Genomic DNA, 20,361 nt, shown 5'->3' on the forward strand with positions numbered 1-20,361 from the left:
GAGGGGCACCGTGGGGATCGAGAGCGACCAGTTGGTCTACGACTATCTGAGCCGGGTCGGCGATCTGGCTCAGCAGCGCCGGCTGCCGGCGAGCGAGCGGATGCGGCTGGTGTCCGCCCTCCGCAACGAGATCGACCGCCGCCGCGCCACGCACGGCGAGGAGAGCCCGTCGGCGGTGCGCGGCATCCTCGGCGCGCTGGGAACGCCGGACGAGGTGGTGGAACGCGCGGAGGGCCCGGGCGCGGCGACTCCGCGCGCGGCGCGGGACAACCGGGAGGACCGGGAGGACCGGGAGGAAGGGGGCGCCCCGCCTCCGGGCGCGTCGCGGACGGCTGCGGTGCCGAAACCCCGCAAGGAGGGGCGCCAGGGGAGAGCGCCGGGGTGGCTGCCGGGCAGCAGGAGGACCCGGGAGGGGACGGGTGCCGGATCGGGATCGGGATCGGGATCGCGCGGTTCCAAGACCGCGTCGGGCAAGTCCGCGTCGGGCAAGTCCGTGCCCGGCAGGTCGCTCTTCGGGAAGCCCAGGGCCGGCGGCCGTACCGAGGCCGAAGCCCCCCGCCTCGATACGACCGGCTCCGCGGCCCCCCACACACCCGACACCGCCCTCGACGGTGACGGCCTCCTCGACGACACCTCCGACTGGTGGCAGCAGGAGGACCCCACCGAAGGCCTCCCGGGATTCGTCGGCGGGGTGCAGCGCCCGGACCTCTTCGTGGAGCCGCTCCCCGAGGAGGAGGACGAGGACGAGGAGGAAGGCGAGGAGGCCTGGGACGAGGACCCCGCCCCGGGCAAGCGCCGTCGCCTCGCCCGTATCCTCCTCCGCCGCAAGGCCGCGGCACCCGAGGCGGCGGCGGAACCGGAGTTCGACACGGCCCCGGTCTCCCGGCTGCGCCTCGGGAGCCCCTTCGTGCTGCTCGCGGCGCTCCTCCTGCTCGGCGGGGCGCTGTTCGGTTCGCTCGTGGCGCTCGCGGCGGGCTGGCTGCTCGCGTACGCCTCCCGGCGGCTGACCCCGGGCGAGGCGAAGACCACCGTCCTGGTGATCCCGGGCCTCGCCGCCGCGTCGGGCGTGTTGTGGCTGTGGGGCAGGGTCGGGGGCCGATGGGGCGACCCGGTGGCGGCGGGCGGCGAGGCGATGGGCGCGGCGGTGTCGGAGACATGGCCGTGGGTGTTGCGGGGGGCGGCGGTGGCCTCGGCCCTCTTCCTCCTGTGGCGGGCCCGCCGCCACTGACGCGTCCACCGCCCCGCCCGTATCAGCCGGCCGTCGGCCCGCCGTCAGCCGTCAGCCCTCGGCCGCCACCCTCTCCACCCGCTCCGCCCCCCACGGCGCCCCCGGCACCACCAGCGGTGACCCCGTCACCGGGTCGGGGACCACCACCGACGTCAGTCCGAAGACGTCCCTCACGAGTTCCTCCGTCACGACCTCCTCCGGCGGGCCCTCCGCCACCACCCGGCCCGCCTTCATCGCGACCAGGTGGTCGGCGTACCGCGCCGCCTGGTTCAGGTCGTGGAGCACGAGGACGACCGTGCGGCCCCGCAGCCGGTTGAGACGGCGGACCAGGTCGAGGACCTCGACCTGGTGGGAGATGTCCAGGTAGGTGGTGGGCTCGTCGAGCAGGAGCAGGTCCGTCTCCTGCGCGAGGGCCATCGCGATCCACACCCGCTGCCGCTGCCCGCCCGACAGCGCGTCCACGGACCGGTCGGCGAGCGCGGCGACGTCCGTGCGTTCCATGGCGTCGGCGACGGCCCGCTCGTCCTCCTCCGACCACTGCTTCCACCAGGCCTGGTGCGGCTGGCGGCCCCGGGAGACCAGGTCGGCGACGGTGATCGCCTCGGGCGCCACGGGGGTCTGCGGGAGCAGCCCGACCGCGCGGGCGATCCGCTTGGTGGGCAGCTTCGCCAGCTCCTCGCCGTCGAGCAGGACGGCCCCGCCGGCCGGCTTGAGGAGCCGGCCGAGCGCCCGGAGGGTGGTGGACTTGCCGCAGGCGTTGGGACCGACGATCACGGTCACCTTGCCGTCGGGGATCGCGAGGTCCAGTTCGTGGACGACGGTCCGGTCCTCGTAGGCGAGCGTCAGCTCGCGCGCGGTCAGCCTGCTCACGCCTTGCCTCCAGCGGATCCTGCGGTACGGCTCCGGACGATGAGCCAGATCAGATACGGGGCGCCGACCGCCGCCGTCAGGACTCCCACCGGCAGTTCGACGGGGGAGAAGAGCCGCCTGGCGAGCAGGTCGGCGAGGACCACGATCACCGCGCCGGTGAGCGCGGAGCACAGCAGCGGGATCTGCGCGGTCCTGGTCATCCGGCGGGCGATCTGCGGGGCGAGCAGCGCGACGAAGTCGACCGGCCCCGCGACGCCCGTCGCCACCGACGCCAGCACGACGCCCACGGCGACGAGTCCGAGCCGGACCGGCCCGAGCCGTACGCCGAGCGCGGTCGCCGTGTCGTCGTCGAGGGAGACGGTCCGCTGCGCGCGGGCCGCCCACAGCACGGCGGGCAGCATGAGGAGCAGCGTCCAGCGGATGGGCGCGGACTCGTCCCAGCCGCGCCCGTTGAGCGAGCCCGTCATCCAGATCTGGGCCTGCTGGGCGACGAGGTAGTCGCCCTTGGTCATGAAGAGGGTGGTGAGGGACCGCAGCGCGATGGCGAAGCCGATGCCGATGAGGACGAAGCGGGTCGCGTGCAGCCCGCCGCGCCAGGCGAACGCGTACACCAGCGCGGCGGCGAGGACCCCGCCGGCGATCGAGAGGTACGGCAGGACGGTGTACGAGGTGAGGCCGAAGGTCATCGCGGCGACGGTGACGGCCCCGGCGCCCTGGCTGATGCCGATGATGTCGGGGGAGGCGAGCGGGTTGCGGGCGACGGTCTGGATGAGGGCGCCCGCGACGCCGAACGCCGCGCCGACGGCGAGCGCGACGACGAGCCGGGGCTCGCGCAGCTCCGCCACGACGAACGCGGACGGCGACGACTGCCCGAACAGGATGCGGACGACCTCGGAGGGGCCGACGAACCGCTCGCCGACGCAGAGGTACGCGACGGAGGACACGGCCAGCAGTAGCAGCAGCCCCCCGGCGACGAGCGCGGAGCGCCGGTGGACGAGGAAGGACACGCCCCGGGCGCGGACGATCCCGTACCCGGCGGGCCGCGTGCCGGTGGCCGTACGCGCGCCGGTGGCCGTACCCGCTTCGGTGGTCGTACCCGCTTCGGTGGTCGTACGGGTCGTACTCATGCGGGCACCGCCTTCCGGCGTACGAGGGTCACCAGGAACGGCACCCCGATCAGCGCCGTCATCACCCCGGCGGGCACCTCGCCCGGCGGGAACACGATCCGCCCGGCGACATCCGCCACGAGCAGCATCACCGGGCCGACGATCGCGGCCATCGGCAGCACCCACCGGTGGTCGGAGCCGACGATCGCGCGCGCGATGTGCGGCACGGCGAGGCCGACGAAGGCGACCGGCCCGGCGGCGGCGACGGCCGCGCCGGTGAGGACGGTCGCGCCGATCCCGCCGACGATCCGCACGGTCGCGACCCGCTGCCCGAGCCCCTTGGCGACGTCCTCGCCGAGCGCGAGCGCGTCGAGCCCGCGCGCCACGGAGAGGACGAGGACCGCGCCGAGCAGCAGGAAGGGCCAGATCTGGCCGACGATCTGCGCGTCGCGCCCGTCGAGCGAGCCGATCTGCCAGAACCGGAACTCGTCGAGCGCCGAGGCCCGGGTGGTGAGGATGCCGGTGGTGACGGAGAGCAGCAGCGCGTTGATGGCGGCCCCGCCGAGCGCCAGCTTCACGGGTGTCGCCCCGCCGCGCCCGCTGGAGGCGACGGCGTGCACGGCGACCGCCGCGAGGGCGGCTCCGGCGAAGGCGAACCACACGTACCCGGTGAGGGTGTGCACGCCGAAGAACGAGATCGCGAGGACGACGCCGACGGAGGAGCCCTGGCTGATGCCGAGGATGCCGGGGTCGGCGATCGGGTTGCGGGTGATGCCCTGGAGCGCGGTGCCGGCGAGCGCGAGCGCGGCGCCGACCATCAGCCCGATGAGGGTGCGGGGGACGCGGAGCTGACGTACGACCTCGGCGTCGGGGCTCGTACCGCCGTGCAGCAGGGCGTCGAACACCGTGGAGGGGGCGATGGCGCGGGCGCCGACGGCGAGGCTGAGGAGTACGGCGAGCAGCAGGGCGACGAGAGCCGCCGAGGTCGCGAGGACCCGTCTGGTACGGAAAGCGGCTGGCATCAGGACCCATCGGGTGGTGCGGGGGAGCGGGCGGCGCGGGGCAGGTTTGGTAAGGCTTAGCTCAGTGTAAGCAGCACCCTGCTGTGGCCACCCGGGCCGGAGGTCCCTCGGAGGTCCCTCGCCGGGCCCCCGGAGCGCCTCCGGAGCGACCCCGGAGAATGGCCCCCATGACGACCTCAGCCGCGACTTCACCGGCCACCCCCACCCCGCCCCCGCTCACCGTCGGCTTCGACCTCGACCTGACGCTGATCGACACCCGCCCCGGCATCAAGGCCGCCTTCGAGGCGTTCTCGGCGGAGTACGGCGTGCCGATCGACGCGGACCTCGTCGTCAGCCGTCTCGGTCCGCCGCTGGAGCAGGAGATGGCGCACTGGGTCCCGGCGGAGCAGGTCACGGAGATGGTGGCTCGCTACCGGGCGCTCTACCCGGTGTACGCGATCGAGCCCTCGCACCCGATGCCCGGCGCCCGGGACGCCATAGCGGCGGTCCGCGAGGCGGGTGGCCGCACGATCGTCGTCACCGCGAAGAACGGCCCGCACGCCGAGCTGCACCTCGCGCACCTCGGCATCGAGCCGGACGCGGTCGTCGGCAGCCTGTGGGCCGAGGGCAAGGCGGAGGCCCTGCGCGCGCACGGCGCGCAGGTGTACGTGGGGGACCACGTCGGTGATGTCCGGGGCGCCGCGACGGCGGGCGCCTTCTCGGTGGCGGTCGCGACCGGCCCCTGCCCCGCGGAGGAGCTGACGGAGGCCGGCGCGGACGTGGTCCTGACGGACCTGACGGACTTCCGTCCCTGGTGGGAGAGCTACCTGGCCTGAACCGGTGCGGTCGCGCCGGTACGCGCCTGGCGCCGCTGGGCCGCGATCGAGCGCAGCACACCGGCCGCGGCGACGGCGAAGCCGACCCCCATCAGCATGGAGACGGTGTACGCGACGGTGGGGAACGGGTCCGTGCCCAGGAACAGCGGGGCCACGGTGACCAGCGTCGCCACCGCGCCGATGGCGAAGAGGACGACACCGGCCTTGACGAGGCCGTCACCCGGGGCGCTGTCGTTCACCGGTACGGCAGGGGTTTCACTACGCATCCGGCCAGGGTAGTTCCCAGGCCACAGGAACACATCGGCGACGTCTTGCCGCCGGCCTCCGGACCACTAGCCTGGTGCCGGCGGGCCGGTCGGCCCGCCGTTTGCCATCCCCATCGACGAGGACGAGGGCGGACGTGCCTACCGGCAAGGTCAAGCCGGTCACCTAGGCACACAGAGAGCGCTACGCTCCTGCCATGACACCTGGTCTGCGCTACCTAGCCTGTCTCCGCCTGTCCGCCGACTCTGACGGCTCCACGTCCATCAACTGGCAGAGGACCGTGATCCGAGAGCACGTCAGCTCTGTTCTCCGCTCCGGCGTCCTGGTCGGGGAGGCAGAGGACACCGACGTCTCAGGCTCCATGAGCCCCTTCAAGCGCCCCAAGCTCGGACGCTGGCTCACGTCCCGAGCCGATGAGTTCGACGTGATCATTGCGGCGAAGATGGACCGGCTCACCCGACGCTCCATGCACTTCAACGAGCTGTTGGAGTGGGCGCAGGAGCACGGGAAGTACATCGTCTGCGTGGAAGAGGGGTTCGACCTCTCCACCCCTCAGGGGAAGATGATGGCCCGGATGACGGCCGTCTTCGCTGAGGCTGAGTGGGACACGATCCAGGCACGCATCCTCAACGGCGTACAGAGCCGACTGGAGAACCGTTCATGGCTGACGGGTGCTCCGCCTACCGGCTACAGCATCAAAGCCGTAGAGGGTGGTAAGCGGAAGGTTCTAGAGATTGACCAGGACTTCCACCCCTACGTAGAAGAGATCTTCCGGCGTGTCCGTGAGGGACAGTCCACTCACCGTATCGCCCGTGACTTCAATTCCCGTGGCGTGCTCACCTGGGGTGACCACCTGCGAACGGTGAAGGGGGAGGAAGTCAAGGGAACGCAGTGGCAGTCCACCATCATCAACAAATTCATCCGCTCTTCCTGGGTCCCGGGAATCTACACCTATAAGGGTGAAGCGATCCTGGACGACGGCGGAGAAATGGTCATCCTCTCGGAAAAGCCGTTGGCGACAATGGATGAGTGGACGGATTTGGTGGACCGGATTAAACCCACTCCTAAAGCGGAAGGAGCGGAAAGCCGAACAGGCGGTAAGAGTCTCCTTTCCGGTATCGCACGGTGTGGAGAATGTAATTCCCCGGTGACTTCACTCATGGGCTCCGGTCACACCAGGAAAGACGGGACGAAGGTTCCCGGACACAGGTATTACCGCTGCTCCAACAAGTTCAAGGGCGGAGCCTGTTCCACTGGTCTCTACGTGCGTGCTGACGTGCTCGACATGTGGGTTGACCAGGAGGTTCTGGGGAGCGTCGGCACATGGGACATGTACGAGAGGGCAGGCGTAGGGCCCTCTCAGGCTCGGGAACTCCAGTCCGCTAAGGCACGCCTGGAAAAGCTGGAAGGTGACTTCCTGGCAGGCGCGTACGACGGAGAGGGGCAGGAAGACTCCTACCACCGTATGCACAAGAGCCTGTCGGCAAAGGTGGCTCTCCTGGATAAGCAGGAAGCAGAGAGGGCTAACCCTGCCATCAAGGCCACAGGTAAGAAGTACGGGGAAGTCTGGAAAGGTAAAGACCAGGAAGACCGCAGGGAGTTCCTGCGCACCTATGGGGTAAAGCTCTGGGCTTGGACTGACGCAATCCCGAATGCGGGTCTGGGCACTGTTATTGACCTCGGGGACATTAAGACCATGGCGCAAGAATTGGGCCTGGGCAAGGAAGGGGGAATGGACAAGCTCGTGATGGGTCAGAATGTGCCGGGGCATTGGACGAATCCCGAATCGTGGGAGTTCATTAAAGACCCGGTCCCCGATAGCGTGGTAAAGCTATTCGAGGGATACGGAGAGGGCGCATAAAGTAAAGTCTCGCACAAATGCGGGGCTTTATTGTTTTAGTGAATTCAATTCAGAATCACCCACCCCCACCTTTAACAATTCAAACTGAATTCGGGGTGGTCTAGTCGCGCGGGTGCCTTGAGTCCCCAGGGGGTAGGGCAGTAGCCCCGAACCCTGATGAGCGGGGGAGTGGTCGGCGTACGGTGTCGGCGTGACGACCGAAGACCTGGGGAAGACCCTGCGCCGTCTGCGCCGTCTGGCGGGACTGACACAGGAAGAGCTGTCAGAGCGCTCCAGCGTGTCCGTGGACGTGATCAGACAGCTAGAGCAGCGGCGCAAGCACTCCGCCCGGCTCCCCACGCTTCACGCCCTGGCGAACGGTCTAGGGGTAGAGCTGACGACGCTCCTGGGGGATCCTCCTGCGGTCTCGTCCAAGGGAGAGACGGACGGCCCTAAGTTCGTAGCGATGCGCCGGGCGGTCATGCCCGCGCTCTGGGGACCCGAGCCGCAACCGCCGGCCTCTGACTTCTCCATGGACTCCCTGCGGGAGCAGATCGCAGAGGGGTGGACGCGCTATCACGCTGCTGAGTTCGACTCTGTGATGGACGCTCTGCCCTCCCTGATCGCGGACGCTCGCTCTGTCACGGCCTCTGCCGACAAGGAGCAGCAGGGGGAAGGGTTCGCAGCTCTGGGCAAGGCTCTCCAACTGGCCGGACACGTAGCTGTGCGCATGGGGAAGACAGACCTTGCACTGATCAGCCTTGAACGGGCGATAGACGCTGCTGCCCAGTCCTCTAACCCGCTGCTCCTGCCCATGCTCGTGAACTCCACTGCGTGGACGTACCAGAGGCAGGGACGCCTGGAAGACGCTCTGGCTATCGCCCTGAGGGCTGCGGACGACATGAAGAGCGCGGGGAACGCAGAGACCGCAGACGGACTCAAGGTCTGGGGCGGACTGACGATGAGCGCCGCTACGTCAGCAGCCAGGAGCGGTGACTATGACCGCGCGGCGGACCTCATGGAACGGGCGGAGAAGGAAGCCGCACGAGTCTCCAAGCTCCCTGAGGGCGGAGACAGCCGCATGGTGAGCGTGTTCAGTCCGTCATCGGTCCGTATCGAGCGTGTACGTCTCGCTGTCCAGTACGGCCACCCGGAAGACGCGTTGGCACTGGCCAAGGGAATGCGGCTCAGGAAGGACACTCCGCCGTCCTGGCGTACGTGGCTGCTCCTGGACGTGGCGCGTGCCCACACGGACACCGGGGATGCTGCCGGGGCGGTCAAGACACTTGAGTCCCTGCGGAAGGTGGCGCCCACGTGGATGCAACACCACACGTTGGCTGTCGCGATCGTCCGTGACCTGTGGTCGCTTCCCAACCATCCGCCGGGGCTGCGGTCGTTGGCTGAGTTCCTGGGAGTCGTCAGCTAAGCGACCAGAACTAGGACGTTGCGTCCCTGTAAGCGATCACGCCAAGTCGATTGCATGAGAGGTCAAGCGCTCCGGCGACCGCGCGAACGGCCCCGGAGCTTGGCCGACTGCAAGGAGTCGACACGTGAACGCTACCGCGCACGGCGCAGCGGAACAGGTCCCGGGGCAGACGATCCCGCTCGATGTCCAGACGATGCGTCAGACGGCCCTGAGAGCACTCAGGAAGGACTCCGAGAACCTGTCCCAGGAGGAGCTGGACAGCCTCACTCAGGCGCTCCGGGGGATGCTGATGCTGGCTATCCCTGAGGTCACCGCAGCGGCCGACAGGCACCCCCAGGGAGACATGCCCCGTGTGTGCGCCCTGGTGGGCGTGGAGGAAGCCTCACGGCACCTCAGGGTCCGTTCTGTGCCCGCTGCTTCCCGGTGGGCTCTCAGGCAGGCTCAGAGGCTCGCACGGTCCCTCATGGCGCTCACCGACCACTACGTGAACCTGGGTGGTCCCGACTCCGCGAACCTGGGCGGGAAGGCATGAGCCAGACGCTCTACTACTGCCGGGGCTGCGAGGGTGTCATCACGGAGGGCTTCGACGTAGTTGTGTGACGCCCGGTTCGTGGCGATCCGTCAGCTCAGCGGCGCTCTGGGAAGGTGGCAGGCACGGCTTCCAAGATCATGGAGTTCTCTACGCCCCGTGATCCGAGCGGAAGACCGTGCCCGCCGTGCGTCTGCCCGTGCGTCCCGTGAAGCCAACGGCAAGACCTGGGGCCGTCCCCGAGAGATTGACCGAACGGCTGTCCTGGAAGACCTGGACGCCGGCCTGAGCGTCATGAAGGTAGCGGCTAAGCACGGCATCGGTCGTGCGACTGTCTTCCGCATCAAGGCTGAGACCAAGGAAGCCTGAACCCCTGCTACGCCCTCTGTGAGCCTCTGCCCTGTCTGGGCAGGGGTTTTCCTCGTTCGGGGACTGGATTAACCCTCACTGTCCCTGGGGACAGCCCCAGTAAGGTGTTCCGGGGCATTTCTACGGGCGCCCAGAAGTGTCCGGGACCGACAGAGGGAGCGTGTGCTTTGCCGACTGGCAAGGTCAAATGGTTCAACAGCGAGAAGGGCTTCGGCTTTCTCTCCCGTGACGACGGCGGCGACGTCTTCGTCCACTCGTCGGTGCTCCCCGCCGGAGTCGACGCACTGAAGCCGGGACAGCGGGTCGAGTTCGGCGTCGTCGCGGGACAGCGCGGCGATCAGGCGCTGTCCGTCACGATCCTCGACCCGACCCCTTCGGTCGCCGCGGCGCAGCGCCGTAAGCCCGACGAACTGGCGTCCATCGTGCAGGACCTGACGACGCTCCTGGAGAACATCACGCCGATGCTGGAGCGCGGTCGCTACCCCGACAAGACGCAGGGCGCGAAGATCGCGGGCCTGCTGCGCGCGGTCGCGGACCAGCTGGACGTCTGATTCCTCCGGCTGAGCCCTCCGCCGGTCCCGGCTACGGGAACGCGAGCGCGTCCGGGCCGAGGGGCGGTACGAGTCCCTCGGCCGCGGCGCGGGTGAGCAGCCCGCGGACCGCCGCGTAGCCGTGCTCGCCGAGGTCGGCCGTGAACTCGTTCACGTACAGCCCGATGTGCTGGTCGGCCACCTTCGGGTCCATCTCCTGCGCGTGCTCCAGGACGTATGGGCGGGAGGCCGCGGGGTCGTCCCAGGCCATCCGTACCGACGTCCGTGCCGCGTCGGCGAGCCGCCGCAGCGTCTCCTCGCCGAGGGACCGCCGGGCGACGATCGCACCGAGCGGGATCGGCAGCCCGGTCGTGGACTCCCAGTGCTCGCCCATGTCGGCGAGGCAGTGCAGCCCGTACTCCTTGTACGTGAAGCGGGCCTCGTGGATGACGAGCCCGGCGTCGACCTTGCCGTCGCGCACGGCGGGCATGATCTCGTGGAACGGCATCACGACGACGTTCCCGACCCCGCCCGGCACCTGCTCGGCCGCCCACAGCCGGAACAGCAGGTACGCGGTCGAGCGCTCGCTCGGCACCGCCACCGTCTTCCCGGCCAGGTCCGCGCCGGTACCGGCCTCCCGGGTCAGTACGAGCGGCCCGCAGCCCCGGCCGAGGGCGCCGCCGCAGGGCAGCAGCGCGTACTCGTCGAGGATCCAGGGCAGCACCGCGTACGACACCTTGAGGACGTCGTGGCCGTCGGCGCCGCTCTCCGCCCAGCCGTTGGTGATGTCGATGTCGGCGAAGGTCACGTCGAGGCGGGGCGCGTCGGGGACACGGCCGTGGGCCCAGGCGTCGAAGACGAAGGTGTCGTTCGGGCAGGGCGAGTAGGCGATCTTCAACTTGCTCACGACGGCTCCAGCTCCACGAAGACGGTGCTGCTCAACAGCTCGAAAGTGCGCCGGAGCGCGGCCAGGGCCTCGCCGATGCGCCAGGCGGCGCGGTCGCGGGGGCCGACTGCGTTCGACACGGCCCGGATCTCGACGACCGGCAGGCCGTACGCGGCGGCGGCCTCGGCGACGCCGAAGCCCTCCATCGCCTCGGCGGCGGCTCCGGGGTGCCGCCCCGCCAGCTCGGCGGCGCGCGCGGCGGTACCGGTGACGGTGGAGACGGTGAGGACGGGCGAGACGGTGTGCGGCGGTCCGCCGGCGTCCAGGGCGGCGGCGATGCGGCCGGTCAGCGCGTCCGGTACGGGGTGGACGGACCTTCCGAAGCCGAGTTCGTCGACGGCGAGGTACCCGTCGGGGGTCTCCGCGCCGAGGTCGGCGGCGACGAGGGCCGAGGACACGACGACGGATCCGAGGGGCGCGAGGGGCTGGAACCCGCCGGCGATCCCGGCGGAGACGACCAGGTCGTAGGGCCCGGGAGCGGGACGGTCGGCTCGGGGGCCGGTGTCCGTGCCGGTTCGGGCTCGCGCGCTGGAGTCGGTGCCGGTGAGCGAGGCGTACGCCAGCGCGGTCCCGGTCGAGGCGGCGACGGCGGCGGGGCCGACCCCGCCGACGAGCACGTCGATCCGCACGGCCCCGGTGCCGCCCGTGTGGCGGCGCAGGACGAGGCCGCCCGGCAGCGGAAGCGGTACGGGGCCGCCGAGGCCGGGGGAGAGGCCGAGGCCCGCGGAGACGGAGTCCGCCTCCGCCGCCACGGCCGTCACGATCAGGATCCGGTGGATCCGGTGGTCGGGGACCACCGGAGGATCAGGATTCCTTCTTCAGCTGGAAGTGCCAGATGCCGGTCAGCTTCTTGCCGGTGTTCTCGACGATGGTCACCTGGGTCTGGCTGGCGGGCTCGCCGGACTGGCTGGAGAAGAAGGCGCTGGCCGGAATGGTCCGGTACGTCTTCTTGTACGGCTCGGGCTCGGCCTGCTGGCCGCCGAGGAAGATGGTCCAGCCGTTGTCCGCGATCTCGGGGTCGACCCCGAAGCGGATCTTGTCGTCCATCGCCACGGTGATGGACTTCTCGGCCTTCTTGTTGAGGCACTGCTGGATCTGCGACTCCTTGATGGGGTCGCCGTCGTTGTAGCAGGCGGCCTCGGAGTGGACCGAGTCGGTCCCGACCGTCAGGGTCGCGATCGGAGTCGGCTTGTCGCAGGCGGAGAGTACGAGGAGCCCGGCGGAGACGGCCCCGAGGGCGACGGCGGCCCGGCGGCGCGAGCCGGTGAAGAACGCAACGGTCATGAGCCGAAGGCTATCGGGCCGCCGCGCCCGCGCCACGCGGGGGTACGGCGTGCCGCCTTCCGGCACCGGATGGCGGCACCCGGGCCATCGGCGGCGAGGCCACCCGGGGGGCTACCCGGACACCACCCGGACCTCCCCCCGGGGCCACCCGGACCCCCCCCGGGGCCACCCGGACCCCCCCCGGGGCCACCCGGACCTCCCCCCCCGGGGCCACCCGGACTTCCATCCGGGCCACTCGGGGTCCCGCCCCGGAGGTCACCCGGACCTCCGCCCCGGGCCACCCAGGCCGCCGCCCCTGGCCCACCCCTAGCCCACCCGCGTCTTCGCCCGCCCCTTCGGGCCCGGTCTGCGGCGGGCCTCCGCCAGCAGGCCGCGCACCGAGAGCAGCGCGCCCAGAGCCAGGATCGCCGCCGCCACCGCCATCCCCAGGGTTCCGTTCAGCGGCAGCGCGATGCCGATCCCGCCGCCCAGCACCCACGCCATCTGCAACGCCGTCTCGGACCGCGCGAACGCCGACGTCCGTACGACCTCCGGCACGTCCCGCTGGATCAGCGCGTCCAGGGACAGCTTCGACAGCGCCTGCGTGAGCCCCGCGACCGCGCCGAGCACGGCCACCATCATGCCGCCGAAGAACACCGCCGTCAGGATCGCCGTACCGCAGACCACGCTGATCATGGTGGCGATGATCACCTCGGGCCCGTGCCCCCGGTCCCGCAGCAGCGAGCCCATCGCCGTACCGCTCGCGTTGCCGACGCCCGCCGCCACGCCCACGATCCCCAGCGAGACGGCGGCGCTCTGCCCGGGCAGCGGGTGCACGCGCAGCAGGAACGCCAGGAAGAAGATCAGGAAACCCGACAGCATCCGCTGCGCCGCGTTCGCCTCCAGACCGTGCAGCACCGAAGGCCCCACCGTCCGCAGGCTCGGCTTCCGCTCGCCGTGCGTCAGCAGGTGCGCCCGCCGCTCGCCCTTCGCCGAGTCCACCTTCGGCGGCATCCGCAGCGCCCAGAACGTCCCGAGCAGGAACAGCGCGCACGCCCCGTACAGCGGATACCGGGGCCCCAGCAGTTGGAGCCCCGCCCCGACGGGAGCGGCTATGCCCGTCGCGAGCAGCCCGGCGAGTGTCACCCGGGAGTTCGCCTTCACCAGCGAGAAGCCCGGTGGCAGCAGTCGCGGCACGACCGCGCTGCGCACCACTCCGTACGCCTTCGAGGCCACCAGGACCCCCAGCGCCGCCGGGTACAGCTCAAGGCCGCCGGTCGCCACCGCGCCCGACATCATGACCGCCAGGACCGCGCGGGTCACCATCGCGCCCGCCATCGCCGCCCGCCGCCCGTGCGGGACGCGGTCCAGGAGCGGACCGATCACCGGGGCGAGCAGAGTGAAGGGGGCCATCGTGACGGCGAGGTAGAGCGCGACCCGGCCCCGGGCCTCGTCCGTCGGCACCGAGAAGAACACCGTGGAGGCCAGCGCGACGGTGATCATGACGTCGCCGGCGCCGTTCACGGCGTGCAGCTCGATCAGTTTCCCGAGCCCCGACTCGCCCGCGCCGTGCGCGTGGGTCGCCTTGCGGATGCCCTTCGCCGTGCCCGTGAAGGGCAGGTGCAGGGCATGACCGACCCTCCGGCCCGCTCGGCGGAGCGGTCCGGCATGATCTTCGGATCGTGCGGGGGACCGTGCGGCTGCCACTCCGTCATAGTGCCCCACCGGCGCGCCCGGCGAACCGTGGCGCGGCGGGGAGGCCCCCTTCTCGGCCGCCTCCGACACCCACTTCGACCGCCTCCGACGCCGTTCACGGCCGCCTCCCGGTGTCCGTGATCCGGGCCACTTGGGGCGGGCATGTGGGCTGAGGCCCGCGAACGGGGTAGCGTGCGTAGCGCGTCACCGGCGGAAGCTCTCGGCCGCGCGCCTCTTCGGCATCCCGCAGAATGGATGGCGATAGGTGTGCCCGAGACACGCGAGACAAGTCGGGTGCGCGGACGTCGATGCGGCCCACAGGTCCGCTCCGCCCGCCGCCCGTGGCTTCGCTCCCGCCCCTCGGCCGGCGCACCCGTGAGACGGCGTAGGAGAGAAGCGAGACCTGTGAGTGCTGCGACGACGCGAAGCGGTACCCCGCGTACCCCGCGAGCCACGCGTATCCCCGACCGCCTGTGCGCCGAGGCCGTAGACCTCGCACGGGAGGCCGCCGAGGAGGCGGCCGCCCCCGGGATCGTCGGCGCCCACATCGAGGCGGTCGCCGAGGGCGACCGCGTCGTCACCCACTACTTCGAGTCCAAGGAACCCGGCTACCGGGGCTGGCGCTGGGCGGTGACGGTCACCCGCGCCTCCCGCGCCAAGAACGTCACGCTTGACGAAACCGTCCTGCTGCCCGGCTCCGACGCCCTCCTCGCCCCCGAGTGGGTGCCGTGGAGCGAGCGGCTGCGGCCCGGCGACATGGGCCCCGGCGACCTCCTGCCCACCGAGCAGGACGACCTGCGCCTGGAGCCCGGCTACACCGGCGAGGACGCGCCCCCGCCGAACTCCGTGGTCTCGGAGGAGCTGGCCGAGCACCTGGACACGGAGGACGCCGAGATCGTCACCCGCGTGCCCTCGCGCGGCGCGATCGCGGCGGTCGCCGAGGAGCTCGGCATGCGCCGGGCCCGGGTCCTCTCCCGGTACGGGCTCCACACGGCCACGGACCGCTGGGACGAGGCGTTCGGCGCGAAGACGCCGATGGCGATGGCCGCACCCGCGACCTGCGAGTCCTGTGCCTTCCTGGTGCCGCTCGCCGGCTCCCTCAAGCAGGCCTTCGGCGTCTGCGCGAACGAGTTCTCCCCGGCGGACGGCCGGGTCGTCTCCCTCGCGTACGGCTGCGGGGGCCACTCCGAGGCCGCCGTCATGCCGAAGCCCCCGCGCCCGGCCCCCCCGGTCCTCGACTCGATGGGCACGGACGCGTTCCCCCTCCGCCCGGCAAAGGACTCCGGCTCGACAACGGAACCGGACGACGCGTCGGAGGACCTGGGCCACTCGTAGGCCGACGCGGGACGGGACCGGCGCCGCACGGCGTGGTCCCCCCGCGCGCGCAGGCCTCGCGCCGCACCGCGCGGGCTGCACCGTGCGGGCCCCCGCCCGTGAGGGCTGGTGCCGCACCGCGTGTGCCCCGCCCGTGCTGGCTTGCCTCGCACCGTGTGGGCCCCGCCCGTGTGGGCTGGCGTCGCACCGCATGGGGCTTCACGCCGCACTGTGTGACCTGGCGCCCGCACCAGGCCGGGCGGGCCCGCGCCCGTGTGCGCACCGTGTGAGCTGGCGCCTGCACCTGGAGGACCCTTCCTCCCCCGGGTGGGCGGACGCCTGACAAGGCGGGCCCGCGCCGCGCTGCCGGGCCCACGCCCGTGCGGGCTGGCCCCACGACCGTGCTGCCTGGCCCCACGCCCGTGCAGGCTGGCGCCGCACCCGTGCGGGCCGCGCCCCACACCGTGTGGGCAATCGTCCCGCAGGGCGGGACGGGTGGGCACACGGGACATCGCCCCCCGCCGGGCCCAGGCCCCCACGCCTGAACGCCCCCAGCCACCGGCACGCGCACCCACAAGCCGCCCGCGCTCGACGCACCCACACGCCCCAAGGCCCCCGCGCCCCGTCAAGGCCACCGCCCCCGGCACGGTACCTTCGGCCCCCGGGCCCAAAGGCCCACCCCGGACCCCCGAGGTCCACCCCCGGGCCCCCGAGGCCCGCCCCGCCCCCGCAGAGTGGAGTCAGACGTGAGCGTCAGCGTCCGGACGACGACCGACGGAACCGACCCCTTCGGCACCGCCCGGCTGCGGCGGGGAGTGCTCGACGCCTGGGGCGCCTCCCCCGCCCGGTTCCGCGAGGACGCCAACGCCGAGGAGGACCTCGCCCTCGGCGGCTACCGCGACCGCCTCGTCGTCGAACTCGCACAGAACGCCGCCGACGCCGCCCACCGCGCCGGCGTCACCGGCCGTCTCCGCCTCACCCTGCACCCCGCCGACCACGAGGGCCCGGCGATCCTCGCCGCCGCCAACACCGGCGCCCCCCTGGACGCGACGGGCGCCGAGTCGCTGTCGACGCTCCGGGCCTCCGCCAAGCGCGAGCAGAGCGACGGCGCCGTCGGCCGCTTCGGCGTCGGTTTCGCCGCCGTCCTCGCCGTCACCGACGAGCCCGCCGTCCTCGGCCGCCACGGCGGTGTCCGCTGGTCCCTCGCCGAGGCCCGCGAACTCGCCGCCGGGGCCGCCGCGTACAGCCCCGGTCTCGGTGACGAACTGCGCCGCCGCGACGGCCACGTACCGCTGCTTCGGCTGCCGCTGCCCGCCGAGGGCACCGCCCCCGACGGCTACGACACCGTCGTCGTCCTCCCGCTGCGCGACACCGCCGCCCGCGCCCTCGCCGAACGGCTCCTCGGCTCCGTCGACGACGCCCTCCTCCTCACCCTCCCCGGGCTCGCGGAGATCGTCGTGGAGACGGCCGAGGGCGTACGGACCCTCCGCCGCTCCGAGGACGACGGTTACGTACGGATCGACGACTCCGCCACCGGCATCCACCGCTGGCGGACCGTCTCCCACGGCGGCCCGCTGGACGCCGGACTCCTCAAGGACCGCCCGGTCGAGGAGCGCCTGCGCCCCCACTGGTCGGTCACCTGGGCCGTACCCGTGGACGGGGAGGGCGCCCCGCGCTTCCCGCGTACGACGCCGGTCGTGCACGCCCCCACGCCCACCGACGAGCCCCTCGGCATCCCGGCCCTGCTGATCGCCTCACTGCCGCTGGACACCGCGCGCCGGCACCCGGCACCCGGTCCGCTGACCGACTTCCTCGTCCAGCGCGCCGCCGACGCGTACGCCGAACTCCTTGCCGAGTGGCAGCCGGTGACGACCGCGACGCTCGACCTCGTCCCCGGGCCGCTCGGCAAGGGCCCGCTCGACGGGGCGCTCCGCGAGGCGATCCTCGACCGGCTGCCGAGGGTCGCGTTCCTCGCGCCCGCCGCGCCCACCGAGGAACTCCCCGCCCTCCGCCCGATCGAGGCCGAGGTCGCGGAAGGCTCGGGCGCGGAGACCGTGGAGGTCCTGGCGGAGGTCTTCCCGACGCTCCTCCCGGCGGGTCTGGAGCGGCGCCCCGAACTGCGCACCCTGGGGGTCGGCCGCGTCCCCCTGACGGAGGCCGTGGACCGGCTCGCCGGGGTCGACCGGGCTCCGACCTGGTGGTGGCGCCTCTACGACTCCCTCGCCGGCGTCGACCCGGACCGGCTGTCCGGTCTCCCGGTGCCGCTGGCGGACGCGGAGGAGGGCGGCCGTACCCGTACGGCCGTCGGCCCCCGCCAGGTCCTCCTGCCGCAGGACCGGACCCCCGCCGAGCTGACCCGGCTCGGCCTGAAGGTCGCCCACCCGGAGGCCGCGCACCCGCTCCTGGAGAAGCTGGGCGCCCTGCCGGCCACGCCCCGCGCGGTGCTGACGACCCCGCAGGTACGGGCGGCGGTCGCGGCGTCCCTCGACGCGGGCGAGATCTGGGACGAGGACGCGGACGCGCTGGACGCGGACGAACTCGTCGACACGGTCCTCGCGCTCGTACGGGACGCGGAGCTGGACCCCGGCGACGAGCCCTGGCTCGGGGCGCTCGCGCTCCCCGACGAGGACGGCGAACTCGCCCCGGCGGGCGAGCTGGTGATGCCGGGCTCGGCGTTCGCCGCCGTGATGCGGGAGGACGAACTCGCTTACGTGGACGCCGAACTGGCCGCCCGCTGGGGCGAACAGCCCCTGGCGGCCTGCGGGGTGCTCGCCACCTTCGCCCTGGTCAGGGCGACTGATCTCCTGCTCGACCCGGACGAGGTCGAGCCGCGCGAGGGCGACTACCCGGAGCCCGACGACGCCGGTCTCCTCGACGCGGTCGACGTGTGGTGCGAGGACGTCCTCGACCGGCTGCCGGAGTCGCCGGTGCCGCCGGTGGCGACGGAGATCGTGGCCGTACGGGACCTGGACCTGGTCGACGACGACGCCTGGCCGCGGGCGCTCGCGCTCCTCGCGCAGCCGCCCCTGAGGGACGCCCTGACCCAGCCCGTACGGGTGCTGCTGCCGGACGGGACGACGGAGACGGTCCGCTCGTACACGGCGTGGTGGCTGCGGGACCACCCGGTCCTGGACGGCCGCCGCCCGGCGGGCCTCCGCGCGGCGGGCGGCGACCCGCTCCTGACCGGCCTGTACGACTCCGCCGACGCGACCGGCTTCGAGGACGAGCAGGTCCTGAGGGCGCTGGGTGTCCGCACGACGGTCCCGGCGCTCCTGGACGAACCGGGCGGAGCGGCGGAACTCCTCGGCCGCCTGGCGGACCCGTCCCGCGAGGTGACGGCGCCGCAGCTCCACGCCCTGTACACGGCTCTGGCGGACCTGGACCCGGACCAGGTGACGCTGCCGGACGACCTGAGGGCGGTCGTGGACGGCGCCGTCGTGGTGGTCGACGCGGCGGAGGCCATGGTGGCGGACGCCCCGGACCTCCTGCCGCTCGCGGGGGACCTGCCGCTGCTGCCGGTGTCGCCTTCGCGGGCGGCGGACCTGGCGGAGCTGTTCCAGGTGCGGCGGCTGAGCGAGACGGTCGAGGCGGAGGTCACGACGACGGGCGAGGAGCACGCGGTGCCGGAGCCGGTCCGCACCCTGCTGGGCGCGGCGACCCCGGCGACCTACGTCGAGCACGAGGAACTCAGGGCGGCGGGCACGGAACTCGACTGGCGCCGCACCCCGGACGGCGTGGTCCACGCGTCCACCCTGGAAGGCGTGGCGGCGGGCCTGGCCTGGGCCTCCGGCCAGTGGCCCCGCCGCTTCGAGGTGGCGGCCCTCCTGGAGGACCCGTCGAGGACGACGGAACTGGCGAGGGACCGCTGGTTCGACTGAGCCGGGGGCGCCGGGAATCCCGCGCACCTGGCCCGCCCCGAGGGGCCGCCCCACCGCGACGTCCGCAAGAACCGCCGCTGGTTCCGGCGCGCGCGGAAGCCTCGCTCGCAGCCGCCTCGTGGCGAGCGGGCCGCTCACCGGGGCCAGGTGATGTGCTGCCCGTCCGGAGTGACGGCGATCCGGAAGCGCTCCAGGCCCGGTGAGCCGTCCTGCCGCCATCGGGTGACCCGGTCCTCGATCCCGTCCCACAAGCGGTCCGGTCCGCCCTGGCGGACGATCCAGCGACCGCCATCGCGGTGAAGGACGGCCCATGACCCGGCGTCTACGTCGAGGACCACGTCGTCCGGCTCGCGGCCGTCGACGGAGATCCGGACGCGCTGGGCGCGAGGCGCGGCGAGCTGGGCGACGAATCGGGCGGTCCAGTCGTCCAGGCCATCAGGGCCGAGAGCGGTCTCGCGTTCCTCGCCGAGGGCGAGATCGGGGAGCACTCCCAAGGGCGGCGGAAGGTGGGGACGGGCCAGCATGAAGGAGACCTGACCGCCGAGGAGCCGGCCGTGGGCGGTGCCGTCGTTGCCGACGGTGAGGCGGGCGAGTTCGGAGGAGTACATCCATCCGCACACCGTGGCGAGGATCTGCCCACCGGGTCTGGTCTGGGCGAGCCAGGCCGGTGGGACCGTCAGGACTCCACAGGTCGCCACGATCCGGTCGTACGGGGCGGCATCCGGGGTCCCCGCGAGACCGTCTCCGACGATCAGGCCGGGCATGTTCCCGGTGGCGCCGAGGGCTGCCTGGGCTCGGGCGGAAACGTCCTCGTCGACCTCGACCGAGGTCACGAGGCCGGCGCCGAGGCGGTGGCAGAGGAGGGCGGTCGAATAGCCCGTACCGGTGCCGATCTCCAGGACGCGCATCCCGTCGTCCACATGGAGCTCTTCGAGCATCCGGACGACCAGGCCGGGCATGGTGCTGGAGCTGGTCGGGGCCCGGAGGATCCGGCCCTGGATGTCGCCGGGGGCGATGGTTCCGGCGATCTGGGTCACCAGCGAATCGTCGGTGTACGCCGCCCGGAGCCAGGTCGGGTCCTCGGGCATCACCGGCTCCCAGCCGGTGGGGCCGACGCCGTCCACGCGCCGGAAGTAGCCGCCGCGAAGGAACTCGTGGCGGGGCGTGTCGAGAACGGCCCGTCGCCACCGGGGAGAGCGCAGGTGACCGCCGGAGGCGAGCCGGTCGGCCAGGGCCTCGCGGAGGGTTCTGTCGTCGTGCACACGG

General features: G+C 72.3%; 18 protein-coding genes. 9 read left to right on the forward strand and 9 right to left on the reverse strand.

Translation table 11 applies throughout. The annotated features are described in order from the left end of the window. The first annotated feature begins 10 nt into the window (after nt 1-10). Nucleotides 11-1,228, forward strand: coding sequence for a hypothetical protein (locus ABT154_RS18270; protein ID WP_351857852.1), 1,218 nt, complete (start codon nt 11-13; stop codon nt 1,226-1,228). A 51-nt stretch (nt 1,229-1,279) separates the two neighbouring features. On the opposite strand, the gene ABT154_RS18275 is transcribed toward ABT154_RS18270, so the two are convergent. Genes ABT154_RS18275 through ABT154_RS18285 form a run of 3 tightly spaced genes read right to left on the reverse strand, consistent with a single transcriptional unit; the run spans nt 1,280 to nt 4,226 of the window. Then, nucleotides 1,280-2,098: an ABC transporter ATP-binding protein gene (locus tag ABT154_RS18275; RefSeq protein WP_351857853.1), complete on the reverse strand. Its 819-nt coding sequence runs from the start codon at nt 2,096-2,098 to the stop codon at nt 1,280-1,282. After that, nucleotides 2,095-3,225, reverse strand: coding sequence for a FecCD family ABC transporter permease (locus tag ABT154_RS18280; protein WP_351857854.1), 1,131 nt, complete (start codon nt 3,223-3,225; stop codon nt 2,095-2,097). The genes ABT154_RS18275 and ABT154_RS18280 overlap by 4 nt, the downstream gene beginning before the upstream one ends. Continuing rightward, nucleotides 3,222-4,226: a FecCD family ABC transporter permease gene (locus ABT154_RS18285; protein WP_351857855.1), complete on the reverse strand. Its 1,005-nt coding sequence runs from the start codon at nt 4,224-4,226 to the stop codon at nt 3,222-3,224. The genes ABT154_RS18280 and ABT154_RS18285 overlap by 4 nt, the downstream gene beginning before the upstream one ends. Nucleotides 4,227-4,384: 158 nt before the next feature. On the opposite strand from ABT154_RS18285, the gene ABT154_RS18290 reads away from it, so the two are divergent. After that, entirely contained in the window at nt 4,385-5,041 is a 657-nt protein-coding gene (locus tag ABT154_RS18290; protein ID WP_351857856.1) for an HAD family hydrolase, read from the forward strand. Here the strand turns inward: ABT154_RS18290 and ABT154_RS18295 are convergent. Further along, nucleotides 5,029-5,307 (reverse strand): hypothetical protein, encoded by a 279-nt coding sequence (locus ABT154_RS18295; protein WP_351857857.1) that lies wholly within the window; start codon nt 5,305-5,307, stop codon nt 5,029-5,031. The genes ABT154_RS18290 and ABT154_RS18295 overlap by 13 nt on opposite strands. 194 nt (nt 5,308-5,501) lie before the next feature. Between ABT154_RS18295 and ABT154_RS18300 the strand changes: the two genes are divergently transcribed. The 5 genes from ABT154_RS18300 to ABT154_RS18320 all read left to right on the forward strand — a co-directional run bounded on the left by ABT154_RS18300 (nt 5,502) and on the right by ABT154_RS18320 (nt 10,020). Further along, on the forward strand, nt 5,502-7,166 hold the full coding sequence (locus tag ABT154_RS18300) for a recombinase family protein (RefSeq protein WP_351857858.1): 1,665 nt from the start codon (nt 5,502-5,504) through the stop codon (nt 7,164-7,166). Nucleotides 7,167-7,356: 190 nt separating this feature from the next. Next, nucleotides 7,357-8,571, forward strand: a complete 1,215-nt coding sequence (locus ABT154_RS18305; protein WP_351857859.1) for a helix-turn-helix domain-containing protein — start codon at nt 7,357-7,359, stop codon at nt 8,569-8,571. A gap of 124 nt (nt 8,572-8,695) precedes the next feature. Then, complete coding sequence (locus tag ABT154_RS18310; RefSeq protein WP_351857860.1) at nt 8,696-9,103, forward strand: DUF6415 family natural product biosynthesis protein; 408 nt, start codon at nt 8,696-8,698, stop codon at nt 9,101-9,103. Between the two features lie 156 nt (nt 9,104-9,259). Then, the gene (locus ABT154_RS18315) at nt 9,260-9,469 is read left to right on the forward strand and encodes a helix-turn-helix domain-containing protein (protein ID WP_351857861.1); all 210 of its coding nucleotides are present in this window, start codon (nt 9,260-9,262) and stop codon (nt 9,467-9,469) included. A gap of 167 nt (nt 9,470-9,636) precedes the next feature. Next, on the forward strand, nt 9,637-10,020 hold the full coding sequence (locus ABT154_RS18320) for a cold-shock protein (protein ID WP_030322122.1): 384 nt from the start codon (nt 9,637-9,639) through the stop codon (nt 10,018-10,020). A 31-nt stretch (nt 10,021-10,051) separates the two neighbouring features. Here ABT154_RS18320 and ABT154_RS18325 read toward each other — a convergent pair whose 3' ends face one another. The 4 genes from ABT154_RS18325 to ABT154_RS18340 form a co-directional block, all read right to left on the reverse strand. Then, complete coding sequence (locus ABT154_RS18325) at nt 10,052-10,906, reverse strand: 1,4-dihydroxy-6-naphtoate synthase (RefSeq protein WP_351857862.1); 855 nt, start codon at nt 10,904-10,906, stop codon at nt 10,052-10,054. Then, a complete protein-coding gene (locus ABT154_RS18330; protein ID WP_351857863.1) occupies nt 10,903-11,742 on the reverse strand; it encodes a futalosine hydrolase in 840 nt (279 codons plus the stop codon). Before ABT154_RS18330 ends, ABT154_RS18325 begins: the two co-directional genes overlap by 4 nt. 7 nt (nt 11,743-11,749) lie before the next feature. Further along, a complete protein-coding gene (locus ABT154_RS18335) occupies nt 11,750-12,229 on the reverse strand; it encodes a DUF2771 domain-containing protein (RefSeq protein ID WP_351857864.1) in 480 nt (159 codons plus the stop codon). Between the two features lie 306 nt (nt 12,230-12,535). Continuing rightward, nucleotides 12,536-13,915, reverse strand: a complete 1,380-nt coding sequence (locus tag ABT154_RS18340; protein WP_351857865.1) for an MFS transporter — start codon at nt 13,913-13,915, stop codon at nt 12,536-12,538. A gap of 393 nt (nt 13,916-14,308) precedes the next feature. Here ABT154_RS18340 and ABT154_RS18345 point away from each other — a divergent pair, with 393 nt between their 5' ends. Further along, nucleotides 14,309-15,238, forward strand: a complete 930-nt coding sequence (locus ABT154_RS18345; protein ID WP_351857866.1) for a DUF3027 domain-containing protein — start codon at nt 14,309-14,311, stop codon at nt 15,236-15,238. 713 nt (nt 15,239-15,951) lie between these two features. Continuing rightward, nucleotides 15,952-19,095, forward strand: coding sequence for a sacsin N-terminal ATP-binding-like domain-containing protein (locus ABT154_RS18350; RefSeq protein ID WP_351857867.1), 3,144 nt, complete (start codon nt 15,952-15,954; stop codon nt 19,093-19,095). Nucleotides 19,096-19,229: 134 nt separating this feature from the next. Here ABT154_RS18350 and tgmC read toward each other — a convergent pair whose 3' ends face one another. Next, nucleotides 19,230-20,357, reverse strand: coding sequence for an ATP-grasp peptide maturase system methyltransferase (gene tgmC, locus ABT154_RS18355; RefSeq protein WP_351857868.1), 1,128 nt, complete (start codon nt 20,355-20,357; stop codon nt 19,230-19,232). Nucleotides 20,358-20,361 lie beyond the last annotated feature (4 nt).

Source organism: Streptomyces sp. NPDC001728 (assembly GCF_040297565.1).
GTDB lineage: Bacteria > Actinomycetota > Actinomycetes > Streptomycetales > Streptomycetaceae > Streptomyces.